A 23,123-nucleotide genomic window follows, 5' to 3' on the forward strand; every position below is an offset into this window, starting at 1 on the left:
TTTGTCGCCTATTTAAATAATATATCCTTACTATATTGCTTTCCGATGAGTAAGTCATATTGAATAAACTCATATTGCTTTAACATTTCTTTTTGTTTTTCTGTTAAACTTTTTATTGCTTCTCCGTCTTTTCCTATCTTCAATTCATCACGAAGTACGGGAATTTCTCCATATAACTTCGATAAAAATTGATAGAATGGTACCTTATTTAATCCAGCATAATCAAAGACAAGATTTGAAAAATAGATTGGACTTACTAAACCTAAATTGTCATTTGGCATATCAAAATTTGCATACATTAATAACGGCGTTTGCGCCATCGCTAATCGTTCACTTGGCGTTTTTTCATTTGTTATATAACCAGTCTCTTTATAAAGAGATTTATTTGTTCCTAGTGATGGGAGATGGTCCCCAAAGAATACTAATAATGTAGGTCTATCTAAATTATCTAGCTCCTCTATTAAATATTGAAGAGCTTCATCTGAACGTCTTAACCCTTCTGTATAAGTCTCTAATTCAGCCTTCGACTCTTCATTTTCTAATCCACTAATCTCTATTTGATTTTCACCAAATCTTCCTTCTGTAAATGGAAAATGATTTTGCATCGTAACTGCATGAACAAACGTAGGTTTCTTTTGCTTCTCTAATTCAGCTATTATCTCTTTACTCATAGATAAATCGCTAATATAATCTCCATCAACTTCTACATTTTCCATCGTATCTTGTGCATTAAACTTATCAAACCCTAACACTTTATATACATCATCCCGTTTAAAGAATGAGCGACCGAACGAATGAATTGCACTTGTATAATACCCTTCTTTTTTCAAAGCTCGAGGAATTGATGGAATTTCTTTCTTATTTGTAACAACTTGCTGATACGGTATAGATCCTGGTTTTAACAAACTCATTGAATAACTCGTTAATACCTCAAATTCAACGTTCKCAGTATTTCCTCCAAATGCAGGAGAAATAGTTTGTCCACCAGGAAAACTTTCTATATAATGATGCAAATTAGGTAAAGGATCTTCACTAAAGGACAGGTTCGTTAACTTCGTTGGATCCCAAAACGATTCACTCATTACAAAAATAATATTCGGTTTCTCTTTTTGCTTCTGCGCCCCTATATTGCTACTATATTGTTTCTTTATATCGTTTGCTATTTGAAGCATATTTTCTTTTGAATAATCTTTCGGCTTTTCAATGACTGTCGTATCTAAATTACTTATAAATCCTAGCACAAAACCATTTGAAGCATAATTTTCATTTTGATTCCACAAAATGAACTCTATACCTGACTTTTGAAACCATTTATTCAAAAACGTATCCGTAAAATTACCATACACATATAAAATAAAAACGGATCCTATTATAAATAGAACTCGTACGCCTGCATGAACTTTTACATTTTGAATATACTTCCTCACATACATACCCGCCAAAATACAGACAACAACACTTACAATAACGAGAAGAATATAACCCCAACTAAAATAATCCATCACCATCGGTATAACAGATTGCATATGTCCAATCTGTGTAAAATCAGAAGGATATAGTGGGTCTCCCCTAAAAACAATTTTGAAGTGATTTACAATAGCCAAAATGATTAGCAAAATGCTTGTCAAAATAGTACTCAAAAAAACTTTCCCAAGCACATTATACACCAAAACATATATCGCATAAATTACAATTAAACTAAATATAAACTGTGCGTTATAATTGTAAATCCAATTCAGTGTATTTACGAGATTCATATTATTTTGCATAAAAATAAAAAGAAAAGTAACCGCATGAGCTACTAAAAAAGTTCTAATATAAATCCGAATAATCGGTTTAAATTTATTAACTATACCTTTATTTAAATACGCAACATATAGTAGTACAACCCACATCAAAATTATCATTATACTTAAAACAATTTTTTGATTTAACATATCTTTCATCGCATCTAAACTAAAATATTTTAAAATCAAGAAAAGTGTTGGTATTACATATAGGGTTACTAGGCCACTTAACATCGCTGAAATTAATATACTTCTTCTTGGCTGATGAAATGAAAAATTACCCCTCAATTCATTCCCTCTTTTCTGTTTATTAATTTCACCCCGCACCGTAAAAACAGTTTCTATTAAGATAACATACTTCATGCATTTCGTCTTCACACTGGATTCTACTATAACTGTAGTTTCTTAATTCTCCCTTAATCAACAGTTAAATTTTGGAATACCAACTATTCATTCTTAAAAAACTAAATTCCTTCATTCCACTTTATGATATAATAACTATGTTTTGGAAAACCTTAATACTAATATGGTTTTATCATGAAAATACGAAAGAAATAATAAAAAGGGAGATGCTCATTTTTGTTAAATAAGTTTAAAAATTTGCCTAAAGCGGTATATGTAATTTTGGCGCTTTCTTTCCTGTTGCATGTTTTTTGTCTAGTAAAACAGCCAGGATTAAATGGAGAAGTAGTCAAAGTAACATATGGTGCATATGATGCGTTCAACTATTCGTTAACAGCTGAACAGCTATTAAAACACGGTGTCTTTGGATATGTTTATTTGGAGCCTAGTGAAGTTCCTGGAAAAAATGCATACATCACACCAGGTCAGCCACTATTATTAGCTGGCGCTATGATTATTTCTGATGTTACATCACTTCCTTACTATTACGTGGCAACCGTCATTAATATGATACTGAACCTTTGCACAGTGTTATTAGTATTCTTAATAGGAAAAGAGTTATTTGAAAAGAATATTTATGGAATTGTCGCAAGTATTTTATATGCTATTTATCCAAGTAACTATACATACTTCCGTACGTTATTAACCGAAGTTCCTTCAATATTCTTATTAACGTTAAGTGTATATGTATTTGTTCTCGCATGGAAATATAATAAAGTGAAATTCCATATATGGTTCGGAATTGTCGTTTCCATTTTACTTATGTTCCGTCCAAATCCAGCTCCAATGATGCTCATTCCTGTTCTTGTCGTCTTGTTCACATATGGATTTAAAGACTCAATTCGAATTGGATTATTATGGCTCATTGGCCCGTTCTTTATTATCGGTGCCTGGGTTGTTCGTAACTATTTAGCGTTCAATCAATTTATTTTATTCTCAACCCAAGGTGCGGACCCATTAATTGCCGGTGCGGATCCATTTAACAAAATCGGCTATGAAAATGTAGTTAATCAAATGAAGGCCCAGGGTTTAGAAGATAAAAATGCATACGCAAAAGATTTAATCAAAAATGGATTTAAAACGGACTTCACATATTGGTTCTCGTGGTTCACTGTTGGTAAAACAATTGAATTATTCAAAACAGCTCCTGCTGTAGACCAATACCATATTCATAAATTTATGCAAATGTGTCATAAAGTCTTCATCATAGGCACATTCTTGAGCAGTTTCTTCTGCATGCTAAATTCATTTAAACATAAACGCGTTATGATGCTAGTAGCAAGTTCTGTTATTTACATCATCTTCTCAAACTTATTCTTAGCAATTAATCGCTACGGATTTTTCATTAACCCTCTTATGTGCTTAATTCTTGCATATGGGTTAGTTTACGCTGTGCAGAAGCTTCCATTTTTCCGCACTAGCCAAGCATAATAAAAAAGAGGTCGTCCATTTTTGGACGACCTCTTTTTTATTTATCCAACACTTTGAACACGGCCAATTTGTCCATCTTGTAATCGAACTTTAATTCCGTACGTATGTGTTTCTGTGTTTGTTAAAATATCTTTCACAACACCACTCACTGTTTTACTATAATCTTTATCCAATTGAATAACTACATGTGAACCAACCGAAATTTGTGATCTTGTCGGTTTCCCACCTGTTGCTTCTGTTGTTTTTTCTTGTTTTTGTGTTCTCTCTTGTTGTGCAGACTGTTGTTGCTGAGCCTTCTGTTGCTCTTCTTGCTTACGTTTTTCTTGCTCTACTCTTTGCTGCTCTTCTTGCTTACGTTTCTCTTCTTCTACTCTTTGCTGCTCTTCTTGCTTACGTTTTTCTTCTTCTACTTTTTGTTGCTCTTCTTGCTTACGTTTTTCTTCTTCTACTTTTTGTTGCTCTTCTTGCTTACGTTTTTCTTCTTCTACTCTTTGCTGCTCTTCTACCTTCTTATCTTCTTCAACTTTCTTCTCATCTATTTTCTGTTCTTCCGATGCTTTCAGCTTTTCCTCTTCATCTTTACAAGCTGTTAAAACCACTACACATAAGCTCATAAGTAAAAATAATAATAATTTCTTTAACATTAAAAAATCCTCCTATATACATTACAAATAATGACCTTTAATAGAATAACAAATATGTATAAACCCCTTTGTCGTAATTTGTCGTATACATTGGATTTTCCATGTAACACTACATGCTACAAATAGAAAAGAACCTGTCATATGACAGGTTCTTTTCGTTATTTATTAGGATACGATGATTAGCATGTTTACTATACAAGAGGAAGCATCCATATTTTCCATATGATACTTACGATTACTATAAGTACAAAATCAAACAAATCTAATCTCGGACCCTTTTTCATAGTCATGTCTAGCCACATATGAATCCATTTCATTTCCTTATATTTATGAATATTTTTCTTTGCGAATCGGTAAGTGAGCACTTGCATGATGTAAATTCCAATTACACAAATAAGCAATAAGATGAGAAATTCAAACACAAAATTCCTCCCTATTTTTGAAGCGTTCTTTCTACTATATGGTTCTTCAAAACCCATTCCTCAAACTGAGCACTTCCAAACTCCCAGCTCAAATCACGAGCATGTACAGAAAAAACGTAATAACCAGCATATTTGTCCATAAACCGACCTGTCTCTATCTCCTCTTTCTGAAGACCGTATACTCCAAAATTAAAATACACATCCCACACGTCTTCATGCTTCCTCTTATAAGCAATCGATTCCATATCACATTCAGTTCCGAAATAATCAAGATGTAAATGTACGCTATCATCGTATTCGTAATCCATTTTATCACCCCTTATATTTGTACTTCTTTATTACCCGAAAAATTCCTGCTATCTATACTCACATATGGGCACTTACCTACATATTATGCTTGTAGATTGACTTCTAGGAGGTGTCATATAGTGAAAAAATTAATAACCGTTTTTTGCATCATGTTATTAGCTGTTTTCACATTCGCTGCTTGTAGTAGTACAAAGGAAAGTACGAAAGAACAAGCTCAAAAAATTCGCGTTGGCGAAGTTACACACTCTCTTTTCTACGCACCATTATATGTTGGGATTGAAAAAGGATTTTTTAAAGATGAAGGCTTAAATATTGACTTACAAACAACAGCTGGCGGAGATAAAACGATGACCGCCCTTTTATCTGGCGGAATTGATATTGCTCTCGTTGGTTCAGAAACGTCTATTTATGTTCATCAACAAGGAGCAAAAGATCCTGTCATTAATTTTGCGCAGCTTACACAAACAGATGGCACATTTTTAGTTTCCCGTAAAAAATTAGACTCTTTTAATTGGAACGACGTAAAAGGCGTTACGTTTTTAGGACAGCGTAAAGGCGGCATGCCGCAAATGGTTGGTGAATACGTTTTAAAGAAAAATGGCATTGACCCTCGCAAAGATACGAACTTAATTCAAAATATCGAGTTTGCTAATATTGCAAATGCCTTTGCATCTGGTACGGGAGAATTTGTACAGCTCTTTGAACCGACTGCAAGTATACTTGAAAAAGAAGGAAAAGGTTATATCGTCGCGTCTTTCGGAGCTGAATCTGGTACTGTCCCTTATACAACGTTTATGGCAAAAGAAAGTTTCTTAAAGAAAGATAAAGCTGCTGCAGAAAAATTCACGCGCGCACTATATAAAGCGCAGCAATGGGTTGATACACATAGTCCAGAAGAGATTGCCGATGCCGTTTCACCACTATTTAAAGACACTTCAAAAGACATTTCAGTAAAAGTAATTGAACGCTACAAAAAACAACATTCATATGCGACAAATCCATTATTAGATGATGCAGAATGGAAACAACTCCAAACGATTATGAAAGAATCTGGTGAATTACAAAAAGAAGTTCCACATGAAGCGCTCGTCAATACAAAAATTGCCGAAAGCGTTATTAAGAAATAGAGGCGAAGTGTATGAGCTTTTTACAAATACGTAACGTTTCTCACTGCTTTTTTGCAAAAGAAAATGCCAAACTTATTCTTGAAGATATGAGTTTGCAAGTAGAAGAAGGCGAATTTATTTCAATCCTTGGTCCAAGTGGTTGCGGAAAAACAACGCTCCTCTCCATCATCGCAGGGCTACTTGATCCAATTGAAGGTATCGTATTTTTAGATGGTGAACCGATTACAACTAAGACCCCCTCTATGGGCTATATGCTCCAGCAAGATTACTTGTTTCCTTGGAAAACAATTGAAGAAAATATTATGCTCGGACTTCATATTCGGAAGGTTTATGATGAAAATACGAAAGAACATACATTAAAGCTTTTAAAACAAGTCGGCCTATATGATATAGAACAGCAATACCCTCGTGAACTATCCGGTGGTATGCGCCAACGTGCTGCACTCGTTCGAACATTAGCGACCGACCCAAAAATTTTATTGTTAGATGAACCATTTTCCGCTCTTGATTATCAAACAAAATTAAAACTAGAAGATCTCGTCTTCACATTACTACGTAACTATAAGAAAACATCCCTACTTGTGACACATGATATTGAAGAAGCAATTGCGATGAGTGATCGTATTTATTTACTGCAGGCAAACCCTGGAAAAATCGCAAAAACATTCATCGTCCCAGAAAGTATCCGTTCCTTATCGCCGTTAGAAGCACGCCACCACCATGACTTCCCATCCCTCTTCCAAGAAATATGGAAGGAGCTGGAACGACTTGGATAATATAAAACAACTACATGAACAGTTTCGAAAAAAAGAAAGACAACATGCATGGTTAGCTCGCTTTTTACAGCTTGTACTTCTTGTTCTTTTCTTTGCACTATGGGAAATAGCTAGTAAAAAAGAATGGATTGATCCTTTACTCTTTAGTTCTCCTTCAAGTATTTGGGATCTCTTTTTAACGAAATGGATTGACGGTTCACTTTGGGTCCACATATGGACGACATTACTTGAAACAGGAGTGGGTTTTATTCTCGGAACTGTACTTGGAGCTATTATTGCTACTCTCCTTTGGTGGATGCCACTTTTGGCCCGCGTACTTGATCCTTATCTCGTCGTCCTAAATGCAATGCCAAAAGTCGCACTCGGTCCAATCATCATTGTTATTTTCGGTCCAAATATTTCATCCTCTATCGCAATGGGGGTAATCATCTCTATCATCATTACCATTCTCGTTATTTACAGCGCATTTCAAGAAGTCGATTCCAACTATATTAAGGTCATGGACACATTCGGCGCAAATAAATGGCAATGCTATAAGCACGTTATTCTCCCTTCATCTTTCCCTGCAATTATTTCAACGTTAAAAGTAAATGTTGGCTTATCATGGGTCGGTGTTATTTTCGGGGAACTCCTCGTTTCTAAACAAGGACTTGGCTATTTAATTAGCTATGGATTCCAAGTCTTTAACTTCACACTCGTCTTGCTCAGTGTAATGCTCACTTGCGTCCTCGCAACTCTTATGTATGTATTTGTCGAGGCATTTGAAAAACTCCTTATTGGAAAACGAAAAAAAAGCTGACTTAGAGCGATATGCTAGAGTCAGCTTCTTTCTCTTACCTTTTATCACACATTTTCGAATCGTCTGCAATATTCCCATTAGCAACCGTAACTGTATGGAAACAATCTTTCACACGCACCGTAACGACATTATCTTTTCGATCAATAATATGATAATCATTAAACTCTTTATTTAATGCACTACGAATTTGCTCTCCTTCAAAAATCGGAAAACCGTGAGACATTACCCAAATGAGACCAGCAACAGCAAGAATCGTTTTCATACGTTTCATTACCTCCTCGAGAGTAAACTTATAGCCCCTATACTATGCGCATTATAATTGTGTCTAATTTGTGACGTTTTTATACTAATTCTATTTTAATGATTCAGTTCCTTCTTCTTTTTTAAAAAAAGACAGAATTTTCAATTTTATCAACATAAAGAAACGCAAAGAACTATAATTCTTCACGTTTTCCCTTGGCTAAAATATATCGAACACATAATTCGCATTAGTGTCCACTTGGTTGTTCTATCGTTTTCGAAACATCATATAATCCCGCTAACACTTCCGCTCTCATTTTTACAAGCTCGGGGAATTGATAGAAGAAGATAATTTTTTTATATTTTAATTCTGTTCCTTCTTTCACCTTTTTTGAATCTTGTAAAATAAACGCTGTAAATGTATCCGCAATATCCTCTGCCACATTTGTCGTCCCATACAGTGAAACAAACTCACCATGCTTTTCCTTAAAAAATTCAATTTGAGCTTCTTCGCTTTCTTCCACTTTCTTTTCTGTCCACTCCTGGTCAATTGGTTTCCAGAAAGAATTATAAAATTGATTTATATAAGAGCTCTCCTTCGCACATCCTTCTTGTAAGAAAAGAGATTTACATTTATTTTGGTATGATGAAATATCTTTATCTTCTTCAAAAGCCTTTAAGTACTTTTCATTTACTGGTATTTGTTTATGTCCCAGCGTTAATACGTGAGCCGTCTCATGTATTAATGTTTTCATCACTTGATCGATATTTACTGCAGAATCAAGCGTATCTAAACTAATGGTCCACTCTTTCGGATACTCCATACTCGGCATAACATGAGCCACAATTCCATCGTATCCATCTGTTACCATATCAAACTCTTTTATGTCAGTGCGATACTTAGCAGGAATAAGCGTGCTATACATCTCCCATAACGATTCATGATAATCCCTATCTTGACGTTGCTTTAATACTTCTTCTTTCGCGTCCTTATCCTCCGCAAAAGCCTTATTCAATCGTTTGCGATCTAGTTTATCGAAATAAGGATCTACAATTTCATCACCATCGATATAATAAGAAGCTAAAAAGAAATAATTTTCATCATCCTTTTTTTTCATTTCTGCTTCTTTCATATCGTTACTTGAATGTCCTTCTAAATCATAATCCTCTAGTACTTCAAGTTCTGAAAGTCCATCTATCTTTTTATATACTTTTTGAAGTGTTTTATCACCTATTTGTGTGCATTCTTCTGTCGTTTCGCACACATCTTTTTTCTCTCTTTTCGAAGTTTGCTCCGACATATCACATCCAGCTACTAAGCCCGTTGAAATCATAAAACACATTAACTTGCCATACAGTTTCTTCATACGCACCTCCATTATTCCATTCTACAAAAATATCATAATCATTTTTTAACGAATATGCGATAATTAATTATAAAAGCTGTATGGAGGTTTCCCATGATTCGAGCAATCTTATTTGACTTAGATGGAACACTATTAGATCGTCGCCAATCTCTAGAGCAATTTATTCGCGATCAATATAATCGCTTCGCCTTTCATTTGATAAACATAGAAAAATTCGAGTATTGCTCTCGTTTTCTCGAACTCGACAATAATGGTTACACGTGGAAAGATAAGGTATATTCCACTCTCCTTTGCGAATACAACATTACCACTTTAACGCAAGAGCAACTGCTGCACGACTACATTACAAACTTCCAACATCATTGTATTCCTTTCCAAAACATGCATGAATTACTTCAACAACTAACTCAGCGAAACATTAAAATCGGTATTATTACAAACGGCTTTACTGATTTTCAAATGAACAACCTTCGAGCACTAAACATACATACGTATACAAACACGATTCTTGTTTCAGAAGCGGAAGGAATTAAAAAGCCTCACCCTGAGATTTTCGAACGTGCTTTACAAAAGCTAAACGTAAAAGCAGAAGAATGCCTTTACGTTGGAGACCATCCAGAAAATGACGTAATAGGAGCTGAACAAATAGGCATTCTTGGCGTTTGGAAGAGAGATTTATTTTGGGGTGACTTTGAACATTCACGTGTGGTGGATGATTTGTTGGAGGTGCTTTCGTTTTTAGGGGCGGAGAGAAAAACAATACAATAATAAATAAATTATATCAGCGATTTTTCGAATATATCGACCGCAACTCCAAATATATCAGCGATTTTTGAAATATATCGATTTACCGACAAAAAGTGACAATAGTAAGTGGATACTTTCATTCCCAAATGCCTCCCTAAAAGTAAAGATATATTCACACCTTTTTTGGGTATTTAATCAAAAAAAGAAACCGGCCACTTTACTTCGTAAAACAGCCGATTTCTTCTATATGTTTCATCGTACGCGCTAATACATCATCGCGCATAATAAAGCTAAATTTTCTATCAGTTTTAATATTATCAGGAATGTCTTTTAATAAAACAGACCCTTTCGTTTCTTCGTAATGCGTATGTTGCTCTACCGCACTAATTGTTGCAAAATAAATGTTTTTAATGATTATTTTGTCTTTTCCGGATACTTTGTATTGCCCTAAGTAAGTTAAATCAGAAACTATGCCGCCGGTTTCCTCATGAACTTCTCGAACTGCCGCTTCTTCCGGTGTTTCCCCGAGTTCTACTTTACCACCTGGAAATTCAAGACCACGGCGTAAATGATGCGTTAATAACCATTGATCCCCGTACCGGCATACAACCCAAACATGCTTTGGCTCAGGAGAAAATGGGTAACGTTCAAACGATAATTGTACAGTGTTGTGGTAATAATCTTTAAATTTGTACATGCCATTACTCCCCTATTGATGATTACAAGTTTTTCCTACCACAAATTGTAGCATATTCTCGCTTTTCTGCATAATATTATCCAATTACAATCCATTGATTATTCCCATTTGTGCGACTAATTCTTTCGTTTCATGATTCCCTAGATCATAAATCATTTTATATGCTTTTTGTAGTTGTTCATCATATCGATCATTATTCGAATCGTGATGATACTCAACGAATGGAACGTGGGAGCGTACATACGAACCTAAGTCCTCTTCATGCGCTTGATCAAAATACTCTCTTAATTCCGTAATCTCTTCGTCATTTGCATAAATTTCAAAATTATACGTATCCGCCGTCTTCACTTGCGAAATTTGACCATTTCCAACTGATATATAATATGTTTTTTTATTCTCCATGTAACACCCTTCTTTCATCCTTTTAATTTCTATTGTTTTCATCAATTACAAAATTATGTAAAATAAAGAAAAGGAGGGATTTCATGCTCAAAATATTAATTATCGGCATTATAATCGTACTGATCGTATTAGTACTCTCCGTTATGACGATTAATAAAGGCTACGCATATAAACATTCTGTTGATAAGCCCGAAGATAACCCTTACTCGAAAAATAATAAGGAGGAATCATAGTATACTTCGCATCGCACTCGCACTCACTGTGATAATTATGTCGGCAATTGGGCTCTATACAGGTCAAAATAACTTTCTACCACTTTCACAATTTCTATTAGGAGCTTTAATGTTTCTCATCGCAATTGAGCAAATAAAAAAGAAGGATTCAGGAACCGGATTTATTTGCATTGTTGCTGGAGCATTCTCTTGGATTGTTCTCATCATTACCTACATAAAATAGAGGAGGGTCTTTTATGCTGAAAGGATTACGGATTACTTTATCACTTATTGCTTTATCTATAGCAATCTATAGCTTTTTTACTGGTAATAGGGAAATCATGCCTTATATGTTCATCTTTTTAGGGGGGATGGCTTTCATTATTAGTATAGAGGAAATCTTAAAACAGCAAAAAGGTGGTAGCATACTTGCTCTGTTAGCAGGAGCTGTTGCTTTATTTCTTGGCTTCTCAGAAATATTTCGATAAATAGTCTCTTTAAAGGAGGAATTCGATGCTAACTGGAATACGCTATTTTTTCATGCTTCTCACAATCTCTCTTTGCACTTATTCTCTTGCTACCGATAATTTCACACTTCTCCCATACATGCAATTTGCTCTCAGTTGTTTCTTTATTCTTCTAGGAATTAATGAACTGAAATCCGGAAGAAAATCAATGGGTATCTCGCATTTTTTCGTTTCTATTCTTATGCTCTTCATTGTAATATCGAACTACCTTCGTTACATGTAGAATGAAACTTTAAATACCAACTACGAACTATTATTACATTGAAGGCTAATTTAAAACTACAAGAAGATAGGTGGTAGTATGCTAAAAATATTTCGCATCATATCCGCTCTTATTGTCATCTCTCTCGCTCTATATGGAATATCTACAAACCCGCTTGGTACGATGCCCTATATGTTTATCTCCTTATCTGTTATGAGTTTCATCATGAGCGCAGAAGAAAAACAGAAAGGAAAGAAAGTACATAGTACACTCTCCTTCTTTTCTGGCGTATTTACTTTAATCGTCGCTATTATAATTATTATCTCCAGGTAACTAACTCTTTCTACTTAAAAGGGGCTAAAATGCACATAAAACAAATACAACTAATTATCGTTTTTATTACTTTGATTCTATGTTTATACAGTACATTTACAATGAACTTTCAAATCTTTTCACCTACCATTTTGTTTCTCTTTAGTTTGTATGGTATTTTAGTAGGAATTGAGACGATTCAAAAGCAGTAAAAGCAAATTGGAGCTATTAGCATCGGTTTAAGTATGTTTACCATTATTTTTGTCATTCCATTTATACTGTTCTTCTAAAGGAGGATTTCATGTTAAAAAACATTCGAATTATAATAGCGACTATCGCTCTTATTCTCGCCCTATTTAGCCTCTTTTCAAACTTCCCTATGCTTTTACCATTCGTATTTATCCTTTTAAGTATTATGTTTATCCTTTTTGGAATTGATGAAATAAAAGAGCGGCAAAAAGCAAAAGCATTTGTTTATTTTCTCGGTTCTGCCGCTTTTTTATATGTTGGAGCGTCTAGTATACTATCATAAAAAAAAGAAGAGCAGATTTTGCTCTTCTTTAACTCACTACTTTCAATCCAATAATCGTCCCCATAATCCCAACGATACAAATAATCCGAAAAGCATTTTTCGGCTCTTGAAAGAATAAAATACCGACAACTGCTGCACCGAGCGTCCCAATTCCAGTCCAAACTGCATATGCAATTGATAACTGAATTTCTTGGAGCGCCATCGTTAAAAATTGAAAACTAATAATAAATCCACCTATTAAAATAATATTATTCGTCCAATTATTATCTTTTGCTACTTTCTTTATCCCAATTACACCGACAATTTCAAAAAGCCCAGCTATAATTAAATACATCCACGCCATTTTATTTCACCTCTTCCTTGTCGCCACTAAATTTCAATCCGATAATAAATAGTGCTAATAAACAAACAAGGAAAATTTTAATAAACGAAAATGGCTCTTTAAAATATAAAATATCTACTACTATCGTTCCCACTGTCCCAATTCCAGTAAATACTGCATATGCCGTTCCAATTGGGATTCTTTTAGTTGCTTCAATTAATAGATGAAAACTAACTAAAATTGCAATAAGTGTCAAAATGCTCATCGAATTTGTTTTTAATCCTGTTGCCCAATATATTTCAATTAAGCCTCCAAATACTAAATACAGCCACGCCCTATTTGTACTAATCTCCTTTTTCTTTTTCACTTCTTCTTTTACCTCTTGTCGTGTTTCTTGCTTTAGCGAACTACGTTTCTTTTTCGGAAAAAAGATATACGACATCGCCCAAATAAAATGAATAATGAGCACCGATGTCCAAACACTGATAATGGTATTAACAGTTGCATTTTTATAAAAGCCTATTTGTTTATTCAAAATCCATTCTTTCATATGAAGAATATAAGATCCACTTGGTAACTCTTGAGCTGGTACAAGCCCTATTACAAAAATAAATAAAAGCTGCGCAAGAATGAAAATGCCCACATGTTTATAAAAGTATTGCCGCTCTAATCGTGCGTGCTCCTTTCCATATAGCTTCTCTTTTTGCATAGCTGTCATTTATCTTCCTCCTTTTTCAAATAATACTCTACCATTTCATCTATATACTCCATTGTTTCCGAATCAAGTCCATATACTTTTGCAATCTCCCCCTCTTCAGGTCTAATTAATTCCCAATACTTATTTATTAATTGTTCATCCTCTTGAAATACGTGCATGGAAAAATCCACTACTTTTTCCGCCAATTGTTGAACTTCTGGTGAATCTACTGGTTCATTTATACGCTCACGAATTTCTCTTAATACTTGCAACCACTCTTTCGTTCTTTTATCGTTTTCTTCAAATGTTGGTAAGCCCTGAATAATCTGCTGCTCTTCCTCATTAAAATACCTTTTCCAAAATTTCTCCCTCTGATCAATTCCCTGTACGGATTTTATAAATAACATTAAATCCTCTGTTTTAAGCTCCCCTGTTAATTCAATGGAATGAAATGTTGTATATAATAGTTTTTCTAAGTCCTGTAATCTTTTTACTTCTGCTTGTATTGTTCGAATCTCATTTTGAATTGCACTTTTCCATCTTTCTTCTGAATTTCCCTTTTCCTCTTTTAACACTTTTTTTATTTCCGAAAGCTTAAAACCAAGCTTTTTAAACGTTGTTATTTGTTGCAATGTAATTACATCATCTTTTGAATAGTAACGATATCCTGACTCGGCAACGTACGACGGTTTTAATAATCCAATTTCCTCATAATATCTAAGTGTTCTCGTCGTTACATTCGTTTCTTTTGAAATTTCGCCAATGCTATACTTATCCATCATTTCCTCCCTTTACTTACTTTATTTATCCCTACTATAAACTTTGACGTATACGTTAAAGTCAATACTCTTCATAACATACATTTCTACAAATAAAAAAACTGCCCTTTCACAGGCAGTTTTTTTATTTGTAGGCAATAAGACTCTCACCCACTGATTAAAGTATCACTTTATCCAAACACTTTCTCAAGTTCATCTTTATCTTGGCTTAGCCAGAAGTTCATTAAGCGTTGTGCTCCTTCTAAGTCGTGAAGCTTCGCTTGGCCACATTGTGTTTCATTTGCAGCTGGAATTTCTGTAATTTGAACCGCATCTTTTAATGTTAGTTCTAATAAATCAATGATTTCTCGAACTGTTGGTGTTCCGCTTACTACAAGATAATATCCTGTTTGGCAACCCATTGGTGAAATATCGATAATATCAAAATGCGGATAACGATCAATATATTTACGTAAATTAAATGCTAATAAATGTTCTAACGTATGAATAACATCTGGTTTCATTGCTTGTTTATTCGGTTGGCAAAAACGAATATCAAATTTATTTACAATACCGTCGCTACCTACGTTGTGAACTCCGCAATGTCTTACATAAGGCGCCTTTACAATCGTATGGTCTAATTCAAAGCTTTCTACTGATGGCATACAACATCTCTCCCGCTTTTAATTTAATTCCGTTATATCCAATATGATATAACGGAAATCGACATTAGTAAAGAATTATGTACTGTCGTGCTATAATACTTTAAGACTATGCTGAAAAGGAGACCATTATGAAACAGATTTTTATCGGTATTATACGCTTTTATCAAAAGTTCATTTCTCCGATGACACCGCCAACGTGCCGCTTTCATCCGACTTGCTCTCATTATGGATTAGAAGCGTTTCAAAAACACGGTGCCTTCAAAGGATTTTGGCTTACATGTAAGCGTATATTAAAATGTCACCCTTTCCATCCAGGAGGATTTGATCCTGTCCCAGATAAAAAGGATGACAAAGTAAATTCTTAATTGTCGTAACCATTTACAACTAAATCTAATTTTCCTGTGTCAGGATCTATAACAAGACCGTGAACAGGTACTTCTTCCGGAAGTAACGGATGGTTGCGGAGTATTGACACACTATGTTCTACACTTTCTTCTACACTAGAGAACCCTTGTAAGAATCTTTCTAAATCGATTCCAGAATAACGAAGTGTATCTAATTTCTCTTCTGTTACGCCGCGCTCTTTCATTTTTTCAATTGTACTGCTTGCTTGAATTTTTGCCATACCACAATCATGATGACCGACAACACATACTTCATCAGCTCCAAGCTCATATACAGCGACTAAAATACTACGCATAATACTTCCGAATGGATGTGAAATAACAGCGCCTGCTACTTTAATAATTTTCACATCACCGTTACGCATATTCATTGCTTTCGGTAATAATTCAACAAGACGAGTATCCATACAAGAGATAATTACCATTTTTTTATTTGGAAATTTTCCTGTTTCATACTCTTCGTATTTTTTCTCTTCAACGAATTTTTCATTGTATTGTAAAATCTCTTCTAATGACTTCATAGTAAAGAACCCTCTTTTCTCTCATTTACATTACATATGTAGTGTACCAAAATTTGAAAAACTCAAAAAGGATATTGCTTTATAGTAAAAATAGGATATTTTCAGATAATCGACATAATTCTTTCAAAATATACACACACCTTTGTAACAAGTCTCACATACTTTAAACGTTTTTTCACTATAAACTGATTGTAGATAATGTAAAAAAGGAGTGAATATTTATTATGTCCGACGTTCTGTTACTAAGTCGTTTTCAATTTGCAATTACTATTTTTTATCACTTTTTATTTGTACCTTTGACAATCGGACTTGTTATTTTAGTAGCATGTATGGAAACTCAATACGCCCGCACATTGAATCCAACATACCGCAAAATGGCAAATTTCTGGGGAAAACTTTTTACAATTAACTTCGTAATGGGGATTATAACTGGGATTACGATGGAATTCCAATTTGGAACAAACTGGTCTGAGTACTCCAAATATATGGGGGATATTTTCGGATCACCTCTCGCAATCGAAGCACTCGTTGCCTTCTTCTTAGAATCTACTTTCATGGGAATATGGTTATTCGGTAAAGACAAAATCTCACCAAAATTCCGTGCTTTCTGTATGTGGATGGTTGCACTTGGAACAAATATTTCTGCCCTTTGGATTATTACTGCAAACGGATTCATGCAAAATCCTGTTGGGTACGTAGTACGTAACGGCCGCGCTGAATTAAATGACTTCTGGGCACTTGTTACAAATCCATATGCATGGAATATGTTCTTCCACACTGTAATTGGTTGTTATATTGTCGGTGCTTTCTTCGTTATGGCAATTAGTGCATATCACTTACTACGTAAAAACGAAGTGGAATTCTTCAAAAAATCATTTAAATTTGGTTTAATATTAGGTTTATTCGCCGCAACAATTACACCATTTATGGGCCATCAATCCGGTGTATCAGCTGCTAAATATCAACCAGCAAAAGGAGCTGCGATGGAAGCTGTTTGGGAAACCGGAAAAGGACAAGGCTTCTCAATCATTCAAATTCCTGATGTGAAAAATGAAAAAAACTTTGAACTACTTACTATTCCAAAGCTCGGAAGTTTCTTCTATACAAACTCATTTGATGGAGAAATTGTTGGTTTAAAAGATATTCCAAAAGAAGATCGTCCAAATGTTAACCTCGTGTACTATAGCTTCCGCTTAATGGTTGCACTTGGCATGTTCTTTATGGCATTAACTTGGTACGGTTTCTATTTAAACCGAAAAGGAAAACTAGAAAACTCAAAACGTTATTTAAAAATTACAATGTGGTCTGTTTCACTTCCATATATTGCAATTAATGCTGGCTGGATTGTCGCTGAAGTAGGTCGTCAACCGTGGACAGTTTATAAACTAATGCGTACAGCAGAATCCGTGTCACCTATATCAGTTCCACAAATTTGGTTCTCATTAATTAGTTTAATATTGTTCTACACTTTACTCTTAATTGCAGACGTATACTTAATGCTGAAGTTCGCGAAAAAAGGACCCGCTGCATTAGAAGAACCTGCTACTGAAGGAGGTGCGGCTCATGTCTCATGATATGCTTGCAATTATCTGGTTCGGTTTATGGGGCGTAATTTGGACAGTGTACTTCATTCTTGATGGCTACGCACTCGGTAACGGAATGATTTTCCCATTCGTTGCGAAAGACCGACAAGAACGAAATCAATTACAAGAAGCTATCGGCCCGTTCTGGGGTGGTAATGAAGTATGGTTAATTACAGCTGGTGGTGCAACATTTGCTGCCTTTCCAGTCACATATGCAAATATGTTTAGCTACCTATATACACCACTATTTTTAGTATTACTTGCACTATTTGCTCGTGCCGCTGGACTTGAATTTATGCATAAAGACGATTCACCAATTTGGCAAAAAACTTGTAAATGGGCATTTACAATTGGTAGTTTCCTAATCGCCTTCTTATTCGGTGTTACATTCGCTAACCTGTATTACGGGCTGCAAATCGGAAAAGATGGTTATGAAGGAACTTTACTTAGCTTACTAAACCATTATGGTATTTTAGGCGGTCTTTTCTTCACTGCTATATTCGTCGTATCTGGTGCCCTTTGGATTATGATTAAAACAACTGGCGAAGTATCTGATCGTGCTTATAAAATTGTAAGACCATTTTCAATGGCAGCTGCTATCATTTTAGCTATCTTCTATGTCGCAACTGCAAATCGTACAAATTTATTCCAAAACTTCACGGAATATCCTGTACTATTCATTCTTCCAGTACTTGCAATGTTAATGAGTGTACTCACACTTATTATGGTGTACAAACATAAAATCGGCCTTGCATTCACATTCGTTTGCTTAACAATCGCAATGTTTATGACAACTGGTTTTGCAGGTATGTTCCCAAGAATGTTACCATCTCGTATTAACGACGCTTATAGTACAACGTTATACAACGCAGCTGGTAGTCAATTAAATTTAAAAATTATGTTCTTCGTTGCAATCGTCATGGTACCAATCGTTATTGGATATCAGCTTTGGAGCTACAGCATATTTAAAAATAAAATTCATAAAGACTCTGCTAAAGGATATCACTAAAATAAAAAAGACACTTCGAGCGAAGTGTCTTTTTTATTTTACGTATGATTTTCGATAAGATGTTACATTTCTAATCTAACAACTATGATAAAGAAGAATCACTAACAGCTCACAACTAAATTGTATCACAGGGCAAGCACATCATTTTATGCAATTTTACATATAAAAATTATAACGTAGATTGAATTACTTGGTCATACACATCGTTATCCGTTACATCTGCCGTACTAATACCACTGAATGTCCTCACATTTAATCCGGTATTTGAAGATCCCGATCCATTATAAGCTTTCGTTTTTTCAATTGGATGTACGTTATATTTATCACCTAAGTTAATTGTCCCATTACAGTTCTCAATAATAACCCCTTCCACAATAGCTGGCATTTTATCACCTACTTTCATTTCGTTACTCCCATTCTATGAGAATCGCCTAAAAAAATAGCATGTGTGAATAAGAAAAAAGCACTCAGGCTGAGTGCTTTTTTCTTATTTACCGCTCTTCTTTCTCTCACAAGCAATTCCATCGCCATCACGATCTAAATGCTTACCGTAATACGGACTATCTCTTGTAATATCGTAAACTCCAGCATCATTTGCTTCTTTACAGTTAGCAAAGCGTTTTGGTTCTGGCTTTTGTTCCGGCTTCACCTCTGGTTGTGGTTGTTCTTGTCTTGCTCCTGGTCTTTCTTCAAGTGGTAATGTCGCGTTATATAAGAACTGAACATATTGCTCACGACTTACATGCATTCTAGGTGCGAATTTACCATCACCAGTTCCAGCTGTAATATAATTTGATTTAACTGCAGTAATCGCAGGATTCGCCCATCCATTTCTATCTACATCCGGGAAATTATGATCCCCTCTAATTTGCAATCGAAACCCTTTTGTTAAAATTTGTGCCATTTCATCGCGAGTTAACGAATCTTTCGGCCTAAAGTTCCCTGTGTCATCTCCAGCGAATACACCGATCTCTGTTAAAGCAAGAATCTCTTTTTTAAACTGAGTCGAACGATCAGTAACATCTTTATACGGATTATTATACTGTTCTTTTACTGCTGGCTTTAATTGACGGAACATAAGGGCTGCAACTTGCTCACGAGTTACATCATCACCAAATCCAAAAATCCCATTTCCATATCCAGCAACAATGTTTTTATTTGCTAAATCCATAATTGCCTTATAAGCCCAATGATTGTTTGGAACATCTTTAAACTGAGTACTTGCCTGCGCTGTCCCGATTGAAGTAAATGCTGTAGTTGCAACAATTGCACCTGTTAAAAGTAATTTTTTAAATCCCATACTTAAGTCTCCTTCTCTTTTCCATAATAACCATTTAACAATATAACAAATTATATAAATTCATTTTGTCATATTCTGTCGAATACAAAAAAAGAACCCCGAAGGATTCTTTTTTTGCTAAGCACAAATGGCAATTTTGGAGACAGTTGACTCTTTCAAAATTTATTAGGGGTAATATTTTGAAAAAGAAAGCCTTTCATATGTAGCTTAACACCACTGGAATATATAGTAAATTGATAATCTTTATACGGAAGATTGCTAATGTTTAGTATAGATAGTTTGCACTACGTTAATAGTGGAAATTATCTATACTAAGAAACAAAAAGACGCCTTTCAAGAAGACGTCCTTTCCCCTGTTTATATATACCCCATCCCGCTTTTTGTAAACACACACTAGAAAACAGAATCATGAATTGTTACAAGATTGTTAGGTACAAAAAGAGTAGAGGTAAATATTAATATAAAATTCTGCTTTATAGCGTGTATCACAACTTATATTTTAATCCTCTTCCCTTGAAAATAAACATAATATGCATAATTACATACCAAAAAGAAAAAGACACTCCACAGAGTGCCTCTTCAACCATTTTACTTTTAATATATCACTTTGAATACATTTTACCATATTTAACTATATCGATTGTTGAGAAAATTCGAAATCGTTATTTTTTTATCAACATCTTCAAAATCATGTAATATTAAGGATGCAATAAAACATTATACAAATTGAGGTGTACTATATTTATGTTTTTCGGAATCATTCCTCTTATATTGTTTATTATTTTTCTTATCTCTTACTTAAAAGATCCACGAAAAATAATAAATGGCTTTTTATTTAATGCCTTTTTCTGTTCATTTCTATTATTTTGTGCAATCGCCTCGTTTGCATCTGGTAGTAACACTTTACATTTCATCGTTATTCTACCCATGTTAGCTCTACTTTTCATGATACCTTTTGGCATCGTTGCTCTAATGTTTGGACTATTTCTTAATGCGAGAATCTTGATGAGGCGTGAAGGAAGACGCTTTACAAACTCTTTAACTTTAATTGCTGCTTTAGGGATTTTATTCTGTATACTAATCCCTATCATAAATCCAGCAAGTTTATTCTCAGAGCATTTTCAATTTATTTTTGCTGCTATTTCTCTTGTAACTATGTATTTCTTTATACATTTATCTAACTTCTTAAGCGCTTATTTTCTATACCAATTCAATAGACCGAGACGTAATCAAGATTTCATCATCGTTCTTGGTAGCGGCTTAATTAATGACAAAGTGCCACCCTTACTTGCAAGTCGCATTAATAAAGCAATCGACTTTTATTGGAAGCAAGCCGCTGTGAATACACCACCAACAATCATTTTCTCTGGTGGGCAAGGGCCTGATGAAGGTCTTCCGGAAGCAGAAGCGATGCAAAATTATGCTGTTGAAAAAGGCATTCCGCTTGAACATACGGTACAAGAAAATCGTTCTGTAAACACATATCAAAACATGTCGTTCTCTAAAGAAATTATGGATTCTTTAAAACCAGAAGGTAAGTATAAAAGTATTTTTACAACGAATAATTTCCATCTTTTCCGTGCTGGCATATATGCAAGACAAGCTGGCCTTAATAGCCAAGGAATCGGATCAAAAACAGCCTTTTATTACTGGCCTAATGCAATGATTCGCGAATATGTCGCAATTGTCGTTATGGGGCGTAAGCGCCATATGAAAATATGTGGAACTATTTTAGGTTTCGCTTTATTCCTAACAGTCGTTAGTTTTATACTTTCTTAACAACATCCCATCCTTTAAAAGGATGGGATTTCTTATACGAATTTCAAAAATATTTTAATGGTACTATGGTGATAATATTCCCTGCATACATCCATTAAAGGAGAATTTTTTCAAATATAATGTTAAAATGGTTGTTAGGCATGAATCGAACTGATTAGCAAACATGTAAGAAAAAGAAACTAGTTTGAAACGAGGAAATTATATGAAAAAAATGATCAAGAGTAAGCCCAATAAGCTGAAAATTGCTTCAAAAGCTTTGATGATTATTATTGGGGCATTTATCACAGCGTACGGATTAGAAGCTGTCTTAATTCCAAATAACGTATCCGACGGTGGTGTGACTGGTTTAAGTATCGTTAGTTCAAGATTATTTGGATTGCCATTAGGAGCTCTAATCGCAGTTATTAACATTCCTTTCGTTTGGTTAGGATATAAACAAATCGGTAAAAGCTTTGCAATTTATTCCATCATCGGGATTGCTTCATTAGCAATAGGTACCGTTGTCATGCACGGAATACCAACTATTATTGAAGGCGATACACTACTCGTTACAGTTGTTGGTGGTATTATTATCGGTTTCGGTATGGGACTAGCCTTACGTAACGGCGGCGCATTAGATGGAATCGATATGCTAGCTGTATTACTTTCTCGTAAGTTACCTTTTGGAACAAGTGACCTTATTTTATTCTTAAATATGTTTGTCTTTATTTTTGTTTCAACAGTATTTGGTCTTCAAGGGGCTATCCTTTCGGCAATTGCTTACTTTATCGCTTCGAAAGTGATTCATATCGTTGAAGTTGGTTTAAGTGGTTCGAAAACATTTAAAATCATCACGAAAGAGCCTGAATTAATGGTAGAAACAATTCGCGATCGTTTAGGCCGAAGCGCAACGTATAACGAAGTATATGGTGGTTATTCAAGAGAGAAATTCAAAGAAATTTCTTGTGTAATTAACCGTTTAGAAGAAAGTAAAATGAAGGACCTGATTAATGAAATCGATCCTAATGCCTTTATTACAGTTTATGACGTAGCTGAAGTAAAAGGCGGTAACTTTAAGAAACGTGATATTCATTAATCATTATGAAAAAAGAGGGTGTGCCAAAATATTGGTGCAGCCTCTTTTTATTATGAAGTTGGTAAATCGATATTC

30 protein-coding genes and 1 pseudogene are annotated in these 23,123 nt (G+C 34.7%); 16 read left to right on the forward strand and 15 right to left on the reverse strand.

Annotated features, from left to right (window positions below; translation table 11 throughout):
* Positions 1-8 precede the first annotated feature (8 nt).
* Entirely contained in the window at positions 9-2,075 is a 2,067-nt protein-coding gene (locus tag AC1DS7_RS16630) for an LTA synthase family protein (protein WP_476999116.1), read from the reverse strand.
* Positions 2,076-2,366: 291 nt separating this feature from the next.
* Between AC1DS7_RS16630 and AC1DS7_RS16635 the strand changes: the two genes are divergently transcribed.
* A complete protein-coding gene (locus tag AC1DS7_RS16635; protein ID WP_016102910.1) occupies positions 2,367-3,620 on the forward strand; it encodes a glycosyltransferase family 39 protein in 1,254 nt (417 codons plus the stop codon).
* A gap of 41 nt (positions 3,621-3,661) precedes the next feature.
* Here AC1DS7_RS16635 and AC1DS7_RS16640 read toward each other — a convergent pair whose 3' ends face one another.
* The 3 genes from AC1DS7_RS16640 to AC1DS7_RS16650 form a co-directional block, all read right to left on the reverse strand.
* Positions 3,662-4,264, reverse strand: a complete 603-nt coding sequence (locus AC1DS7_RS16640; RefSeq protein WP_016102909.1) for a YwbE family protein — start codon at positions 4,262-4,264, stop codon at positions 3,662-3,664.
* A 191-nt stretch (positions 4,265-4,455) separates the two neighbouring features.
* Entirely contained in the window at positions 4,456-4,686 is a 231-nt protein-coding gene (locus tag AC1DS7_RS16645; protein WP_002034470.1) for a hypothetical protein, read from the reverse strand.
* Between the two features lie 11 nt (positions 4,687-4,697).
* Positions 4,698-4,994 carry a DUF3986 family protein gene (locus AC1DS7_RS16650; protein ID WP_016102908.1) on the reverse strand — a complete coding sequence of 99 codons (297 nt, stop codon included), beginning with the start codon at positions 4,992-4,994 and terminating at the stop codon, positions 4,698-4,700.
* Between the two features lie 120 nt (positions 4,995-5,114).
* On the opposite strand from AC1DS7_RS16650, the gene AC1DS7_RS16655 reads away from it, so the two are divergent.
* Genes AC1DS7_RS16655 through AC1DS7_RS16665 form a run of 3 tightly spaced genes read left to right on the forward strand, consistent with a single transcriptional unit; the run spans position 5,115 to position 7,697 of the window.
* Complete coding sequence (locus AC1DS7_RS16655; RefSeq protein ID WP_016102907.1) at positions 5,115-6,122, forward strand: ABC transporter substrate-binding protein; 1,008 nt, start codon at positions 5,115-5,117, stop codon at positions 6,120-6,122.
* Between the two features lie 11 nt (positions 6,123-6,133).
* Positions 6,134-6,898, forward strand: a complete 765-nt coding sequence (locus AC1DS7_RS16660) for an ABC transporter ATP-binding protein (protein WP_002034467.1) — start codon at positions 6,134-6,136, stop codon at positions 6,896-6,898.
* Positions 6,891-7,697 (forward strand): ABC transporter permease, encoded by an 807-nt coding sequence (locus AC1DS7_RS16665; protein WP_476999117.1) that lies wholly within the window; start codon positions 6,891-6,893, stop codon positions 7,695-7,697. The genes AC1DS7_RS16660 and AC1DS7_RS16665 overlap by 8 nt, the downstream gene beginning before the upstream one ends.
* A 34-nt stretch (positions 7,698-7,731) precedes the next feature.
* Here the strand turns inward: AC1DS7_RS16665 and AC1DS7_RS16670 are convergent, their stop codons facing one another.
* Positions 7,732-7,959, reverse strand: a complete 228-nt coding sequence (locus AC1DS7_RS16670; RefSeq protein ID WP_002129567.1) for a hypothetical protein — start codon at positions 7,957-7,959, stop codon at positions 7,732-7,734.
* A 226-nt stretch (positions 7,960-8,185) separates the two neighbouring features.
* On the reverse strand, positions 8,186-9,304 hold the full coding sequence (locus tag AC1DS7_RS16675; RefSeq protein ID WP_016102904.1) for a hypothetical protein: 1,119 nt from the start codon (positions 9,302-9,304) through the stop codon (positions 8,186-8,188).
* Between the two features lie 93 nt (positions 9,305-9,397).
* On the opposite strand from AC1DS7_RS16675, the gene AC1DS7_RS16680 reads away from it, so the two are divergent.
* Entirely contained in the window at positions 9,398-10,072 is a 675-nt protein-coding gene (locus tag AC1DS7_RS16680) for an HAD family hydrolase (protein WP_016102903.1), read from the forward strand.
* A gap of 196 nt (positions 10,073-10,268) precedes the next feature.
* On the opposite strand, the gene mutTA is transcribed toward AC1DS7_RS16680, so the two are convergent.
* Positions 10,269-10,748 carry an antimutator 8-oxo-(dGTP/GTP)ase gene (gene mutTA / locus AC1DS7_RS16685; RefSeq protein ID WP_002015736.1) on the reverse strand — a complete coding sequence of 160 codons (480 nt, stop codon included), beginning with the start codon at positions 10,746-10,748 and terminating at the stop codon, positions 10,269-10,271.
* 84 nt (positions 10,749-10,832) lie between these two features.
* Complete coding sequence (locus AC1DS7_RS16690) at positions 10,833-11,150, reverse strand: hypothetical protein (RefSeq protein WP_016102902.1); 318 nt, start codon at positions 11,148-11,150, stop codon at positions 10,833-10,835.
* Positions 11,151-11,233: 83 nt separating this feature from the next.
* Between AC1DS7_RS16690 and ytzI the strand changes: the two genes are divergently transcribed.
* The 6 genes and pseudogenes from ytzI to AC1DS7_RS16720 all read left to right on the forward strand — a co-directional run bounded on the left by ytzI (position 11,234) and on the right by AC1DS7_RS16720 (position 12,935).
* On the forward strand, positions 11,234-11,383 hold the full coding sequence (gene ytzI, locus AC1DS7_RS16695; RefSeq protein WP_016095937.1) for a YtzI protein: 150 nt from the start codon (positions 11,234-11,236) through the stop codon (positions 11,381-11,383).
* 37 nt (positions 11,384-11,420) lie between these two features.
* A complete protein-coding gene (locus AC1DS7_RS16700; RefSeq protein WP_215588550.1) occupies positions 11,421-11,606 on the forward strand; it encodes a YczI family protein in 186 nt (61 codons plus the stop codon).
* A 13-nt stretch (positions 11,607-11,619) separates the two neighbouring features.
* A complete protein-coding gene (locus tag AC1DS7_RS16705; RefSeq protein WP_002089156.1) occupies positions 11,620-11,850 on the forward strand; it encodes a DUF3953 domain-containing protein in 231 nt (76 codons plus the stop codon).
* Positions 11,851-12,190: 340 nt separating this feature from the next.
* Positions 12,191-12,424 (forward strand): hypothetical protein, encoded by a 234-nt coding sequence (locus AC1DS7_RS16710; protein ID WP_016102901.1) that lies wholly within the window; start codon positions 12,191-12,193, stop codon positions 12,422-12,424.
* 29 nt (positions 12,425-12,453) lie between these two features.
* Positions 12,454-12,693 (forward strand): annotated as a pseudogene (locus AC1DS7_RS16715) (hypothetical protein).
* A gap of 11 nt (positions 12,694-12,704) precedes the next feature.
* Positions 12,705-12,935, forward strand: a complete 231-nt coding sequence (locus AC1DS7_RS16720; protein WP_476999118.1) for a YczI family protein — start codon at positions 12,705-12,707, stop codon at positions 12,933-12,935.
* Positions 12,936-12,963: 28 nt separating this feature from the next.
* Here the strand turns inward: AC1DS7_RS16720 and AC1DS7_RS16725 are convergent, their stop codons facing one another.
* From AC1DS7_RS16725 to luxS, 4 genes are all read right to left on the reverse strand, one after another.
* On the reverse strand, positions 12,964-13,278 hold the full coding sequence (locus tag AC1DS7_RS16725) for a DMT family transporter (protein WP_016102899.1): 315 nt from the start codon (positions 13,276-13,278) through the stop codon (positions 12,964-12,966).
* A gap of 1 nt (position 13,279) precedes the next feature.
* On the reverse strand, positions 13,280-13,975 hold the full coding sequence (locus tag AC1DS7_RS16730) for a DMT family transporter (RefSeq protein ID WP_016102898.1): 696 nt from the start codon (positions 13,973-13,975) through the stop codon (positions 13,280-13,282).
* A complete protein-coding gene (locus AC1DS7_RS16735; RefSeq protein ID WP_002034457.1) occupies positions 13,972-14,733 on the reverse strand; it encodes a MerR family transcriptional regulator in 762 nt (253 codons plus the stop codon). The genes AC1DS7_RS16730 and AC1DS7_RS16735 overlap by 4 nt, the downstream gene beginning before the upstream one ends.
* A 170-nt stretch (positions 14,734-14,903) precedes the next feature.
* Positions 14,904-15,377: an S-ribosylhomocysteine lyase LuxS gene (gene luxS / locus AC1DS7_RS16740; protein ID WP_001141371.1), complete on the reverse strand. Its 474-nt coding sequence runs from the start codon at positions 15,375-15,377 to the stop codon at positions 14,904-14,906.
* 128 nt (positions 15,378-15,505) lie between these two features.
* Between luxS and yidD the strand changes: the two genes are divergently transcribed.
* Positions 15,506-15,742, forward strand: coding sequence for a membrane protein insertion efficiency factor YidD (gene yidD / locus AC1DS7_RS16745; RefSeq protein ID WP_002112460.1), 237 nt, complete (start codon positions 15,506-15,508; stop codon positions 15,740-15,742).
* Here the strand turns inward: yidD and AC1DS7_RS16750 are convergent.
* Positions 15,739-16,302 (reverse strand): beta-class carbonic anhydrase, encoded by a 564-nt coding sequence (locus AC1DS7_RS16750; protein ID WP_002015742.1) that lies wholly within the window; start codon positions 16,300-16,302, stop codon positions 15,739-15,741. The genes yidD and AC1DS7_RS16750 overlap by 4 nt on opposite strands.
* Positions 16,303-16,526: 224 nt before the next feature.
* On the opposite strand from AC1DS7_RS16750, the gene cydA reads away from it, so the two are divergent.
* Positions 16,527-17,876, forward strand: a complete 1,350-nt coding sequence (gene cydA, locus AC1DS7_RS16755) for a cytochrome ubiquinol oxidase subunit I (RefSeq protein WP_016102896.1) — start codon at positions 16,527-16,529, stop codon at positions 17,874-17,876.
* Positions 17,866-18,894 carry a cytochrome d ubiquinol oxidase subunit II gene (gene cydB, locus AC1DS7_RS16760; protein ID WP_002143508.1) on the forward strand — a complete coding sequence of 343 codons (1,029 nt, stop codon included), beginning with the start codon at positions 17,866-17,868 and terminating at the stop codon, positions 18,892-18,894. The genes cydA and cydB overlap by 11 nt, the downstream gene beginning before the upstream one ends.
* Before the next feature lie 169 nt (positions 18,895-19,063).
* Here the strand turns inward: cydB and AC1DS7_RS16765 are convergent, their stop codons facing one another.
* Positions 19,064-19,297: a spore germination protein gene (locus tag AC1DS7_RS16765; RefSeq protein WP_002015747.1), complete on the reverse strand. Its 234-nt coding sequence runs from the start codon at positions 19,295-19,297 to the stop codon at positions 19,064-19,066.
* A gap of 84 nt (positions 19,298-19,381) precedes the next feature.
* On the reverse strand, positions 19,382-20,194 hold the full coding sequence (locus AC1DS7_RS16770; RefSeq protein ID WP_016102895.1) for an S-layer homology domain-containing protein: 813 nt from the start codon (positions 20,192-20,194) through the stop codon (positions 19,382-19,384).
* 744 nt (positions 20,195-20,938) lie between these two features.
* Between AC1DS7_RS16770 and AC1DS7_RS16775 the strand changes: the two genes are divergently transcribed.
* Both AC1DS7_RS16775 and AC1DS7_RS16780 read left to right on the forward strand, forming a co-directional pair.
* Positions 20,939-21,973 (forward strand): YdcF family protein, encoded by a 1,035-nt coding sequence (locus AC1DS7_RS16775; protein WP_002129589.1) that lies wholly within the window; start codon positions 20,939-20,941, stop codon positions 21,971-21,973.
* 202 nt (positions 21,974-22,175) lie between these two features.
* Positions 22,176-23,048: a YitT family protein gene (locus tag AC1DS7_RS16780; protein WP_000738210.1), complete on the forward strand. Its 873-nt coding sequence runs from the start codon at positions 22,176-22,178 to the stop codon at positions 23,046-23,048.
* Positions 23,049-23,123: the final 75 nt, after the last annotated feature.

This window comes from Bacillus sp. P4_E1 (genome assembly GCF_056401715.1).

Excerpts from the sequence above, each read along its gene's own strand:
- AC1DS7_RS16640 (WP_016102909.1), bottom strand. The coding sequence starts at position 4,264 with ATGTTAAAGAAATTATTATTATTTTTACTTATGAGCTTATGTGTAGTG.
- AC1DS7_RS16650 (WP_016102908.1), bottom strand. The coding sequence starts at position 4,994 with ATGGATTACGAATACGATGATAGCGTACATTTACATCTTGATTATTTC.
- AC1DS7_RS16660 (WP_002034467.1), top strand. The coding sequence starts at position 6,134 with ATGAGCTTTTTACAAATACGTAACGTTTCTCACTGCTTTTTTGCAAAA.
- AC1DS7_RS16670 (WP_002129567.1), bottom strand. The coding sequence starts at position 7,959 with ATGAAAACGATTCTTGCTGTTGCTGGTCTCATTTGGGTAATGTCTCAC.
- AC1DS7_RS16675 (WP_016102904.1), bottom strand. The coding sequence starts at position 9,304 with ATGAAGAAACTGTATGGCAAGTTAATGTGTTTTATGATTTCAACGGGC.
- AC1DS7_RS16680 (WP_016102903.1), top strand. The coding sequence starts at position 9,398 with ATGATTCGAGCAATCTTATTTGACTTAGATGGAACACTATTAGATCGT.
- mutTA (WP_002015736.1), bottom strand. The coding sequence starts at position 10,748 with ATGTACAAATTTAAAGATTATTACCACAACACTGTACAATTATCGTTT.
- AC1DS7_RS16690 (WP_016102902.1), bottom strand. The coding sequence starts at position 11,150 with ATGGAGAATAAAAAAACATATTATATATCAGTTGGAAATGGTCAAATT.
- ytzI (WP_016095937.1), top strand. The coding sequence starts at position 11,234 with ATGCTCAAAATATTAATTATCGGCATTATAATCGTACTGATCGTATTA.
- AC1DS7_RS16700 (WP_215588550.1), top strand. The coding sequence starts at position 11,421 with ATGTCGGCAATTGGGCTCTATACAGGTCAAAATAACTTTCTACCACTT.
- AC1DS7_RS16705 (WP_002089156.1), top strand. The coding sequence starts at position 11,620 with ATGCTGAAAGGATTACGGATTACTTTATCACTTATTGCTTTATCTATA.
- AC1DS7_RS16710 (WP_016102901.1), top strand. The coding sequence starts at position 12,191 with ATGCTAAAAATATTTCGCATCATATCCGCTCTTATTGTCATCTCTCTC.
- AC1DS7_RS16720 (WP_476999118.1), top strand. The coding sequence starts at position 12,705 with ATGTTAAAAAACATTCGAATTATAATAGCGACTATCGCTCTTATTCTC.
- AC1DS7_RS16725 (WP_016102899.1), bottom strand. The coding sequence starts at position 13,278 with ATGGCGTGGATGTATTTAATTATAGCTGGGCTTTTTGAAATTGTCGGT.
- AC1DS7_RS16730 (WP_016102898.1), bottom strand. The coding sequence starts at position 13,975 with ATGACAGCTATGCAAAAAGAGAAGCTATATGGAAAGGAGCACGCACGA.
- AC1DS7_RS16735 (WP_002034457.1), bottom strand. The coding sequence starts at position 14,733 with ATGGATAAGTATAGCATTGGCGAAATTTCAAAAGAAACGAATGTAACG.
- luxS (WP_001141371.1), bottom strand. The coding sequence starts at position 15,377 with ATGCCATCAGTAGAAAGCTTTGAATTAGACCATACGATTGTAAAGGCG.
- yidD (WP_002112460.1), top strand. The coding sequence starts at position 15,506 with ATGAAACAGATTTTTATCGGTATTATACGCTTTTATCAAAAGTTCATT.
- AC1DS7_RS16750 (WP_002015742.1), bottom strand. The coding sequence starts at position 16,302 with ATGAAGTCATTAGAAGAGATTTTACAATACAATGAAAAATTCGTTGAA.
- cydA (WP_016102896.1), top strand. The coding sequence starts at position 16,527 with ATGTCCGACGTTCTGTTACTAAGTCGTTTTCAATTTGCAATTACTATT.
- cydB (WP_002143508.1), top strand. The coding sequence starts at position 17,866 with ATGTCTCATGATATGCTTGCAATTATCTGGTTCGGTTTATGGGGCGTA.
- AC1DS7_RS16765 (WP_002015747.1), bottom strand. The coding sequence starts at position 19,297 with ATGAAAGTAGGTGATAAAATGCCAGCTATTGTGGAAGGGGTTATTATT.
- AC1DS7_RS16770 (WP_016102895.1), bottom strand. The coding sequence starts at position 20,194 with ATGGGATTTAAAAAATTACTTTTAACAGGTGCAATTGTTGCAACTACA.
- AC1DS7_RS16775 (WP_002129589.1), top strand. The coding sequence starts at position 20,939 with ATGTTTTTCGGAATCATTCCTCTTATATTGTTTATTATTTTTCTTATC.
- AC1DS7_RS16780 (WP_000738210.1), top strand. The coding sequence starts at position 22,176 with ATGAAAAAAATGATCAAGAGTAAGCCCAATAAGCTGAAAATTGCTTCA.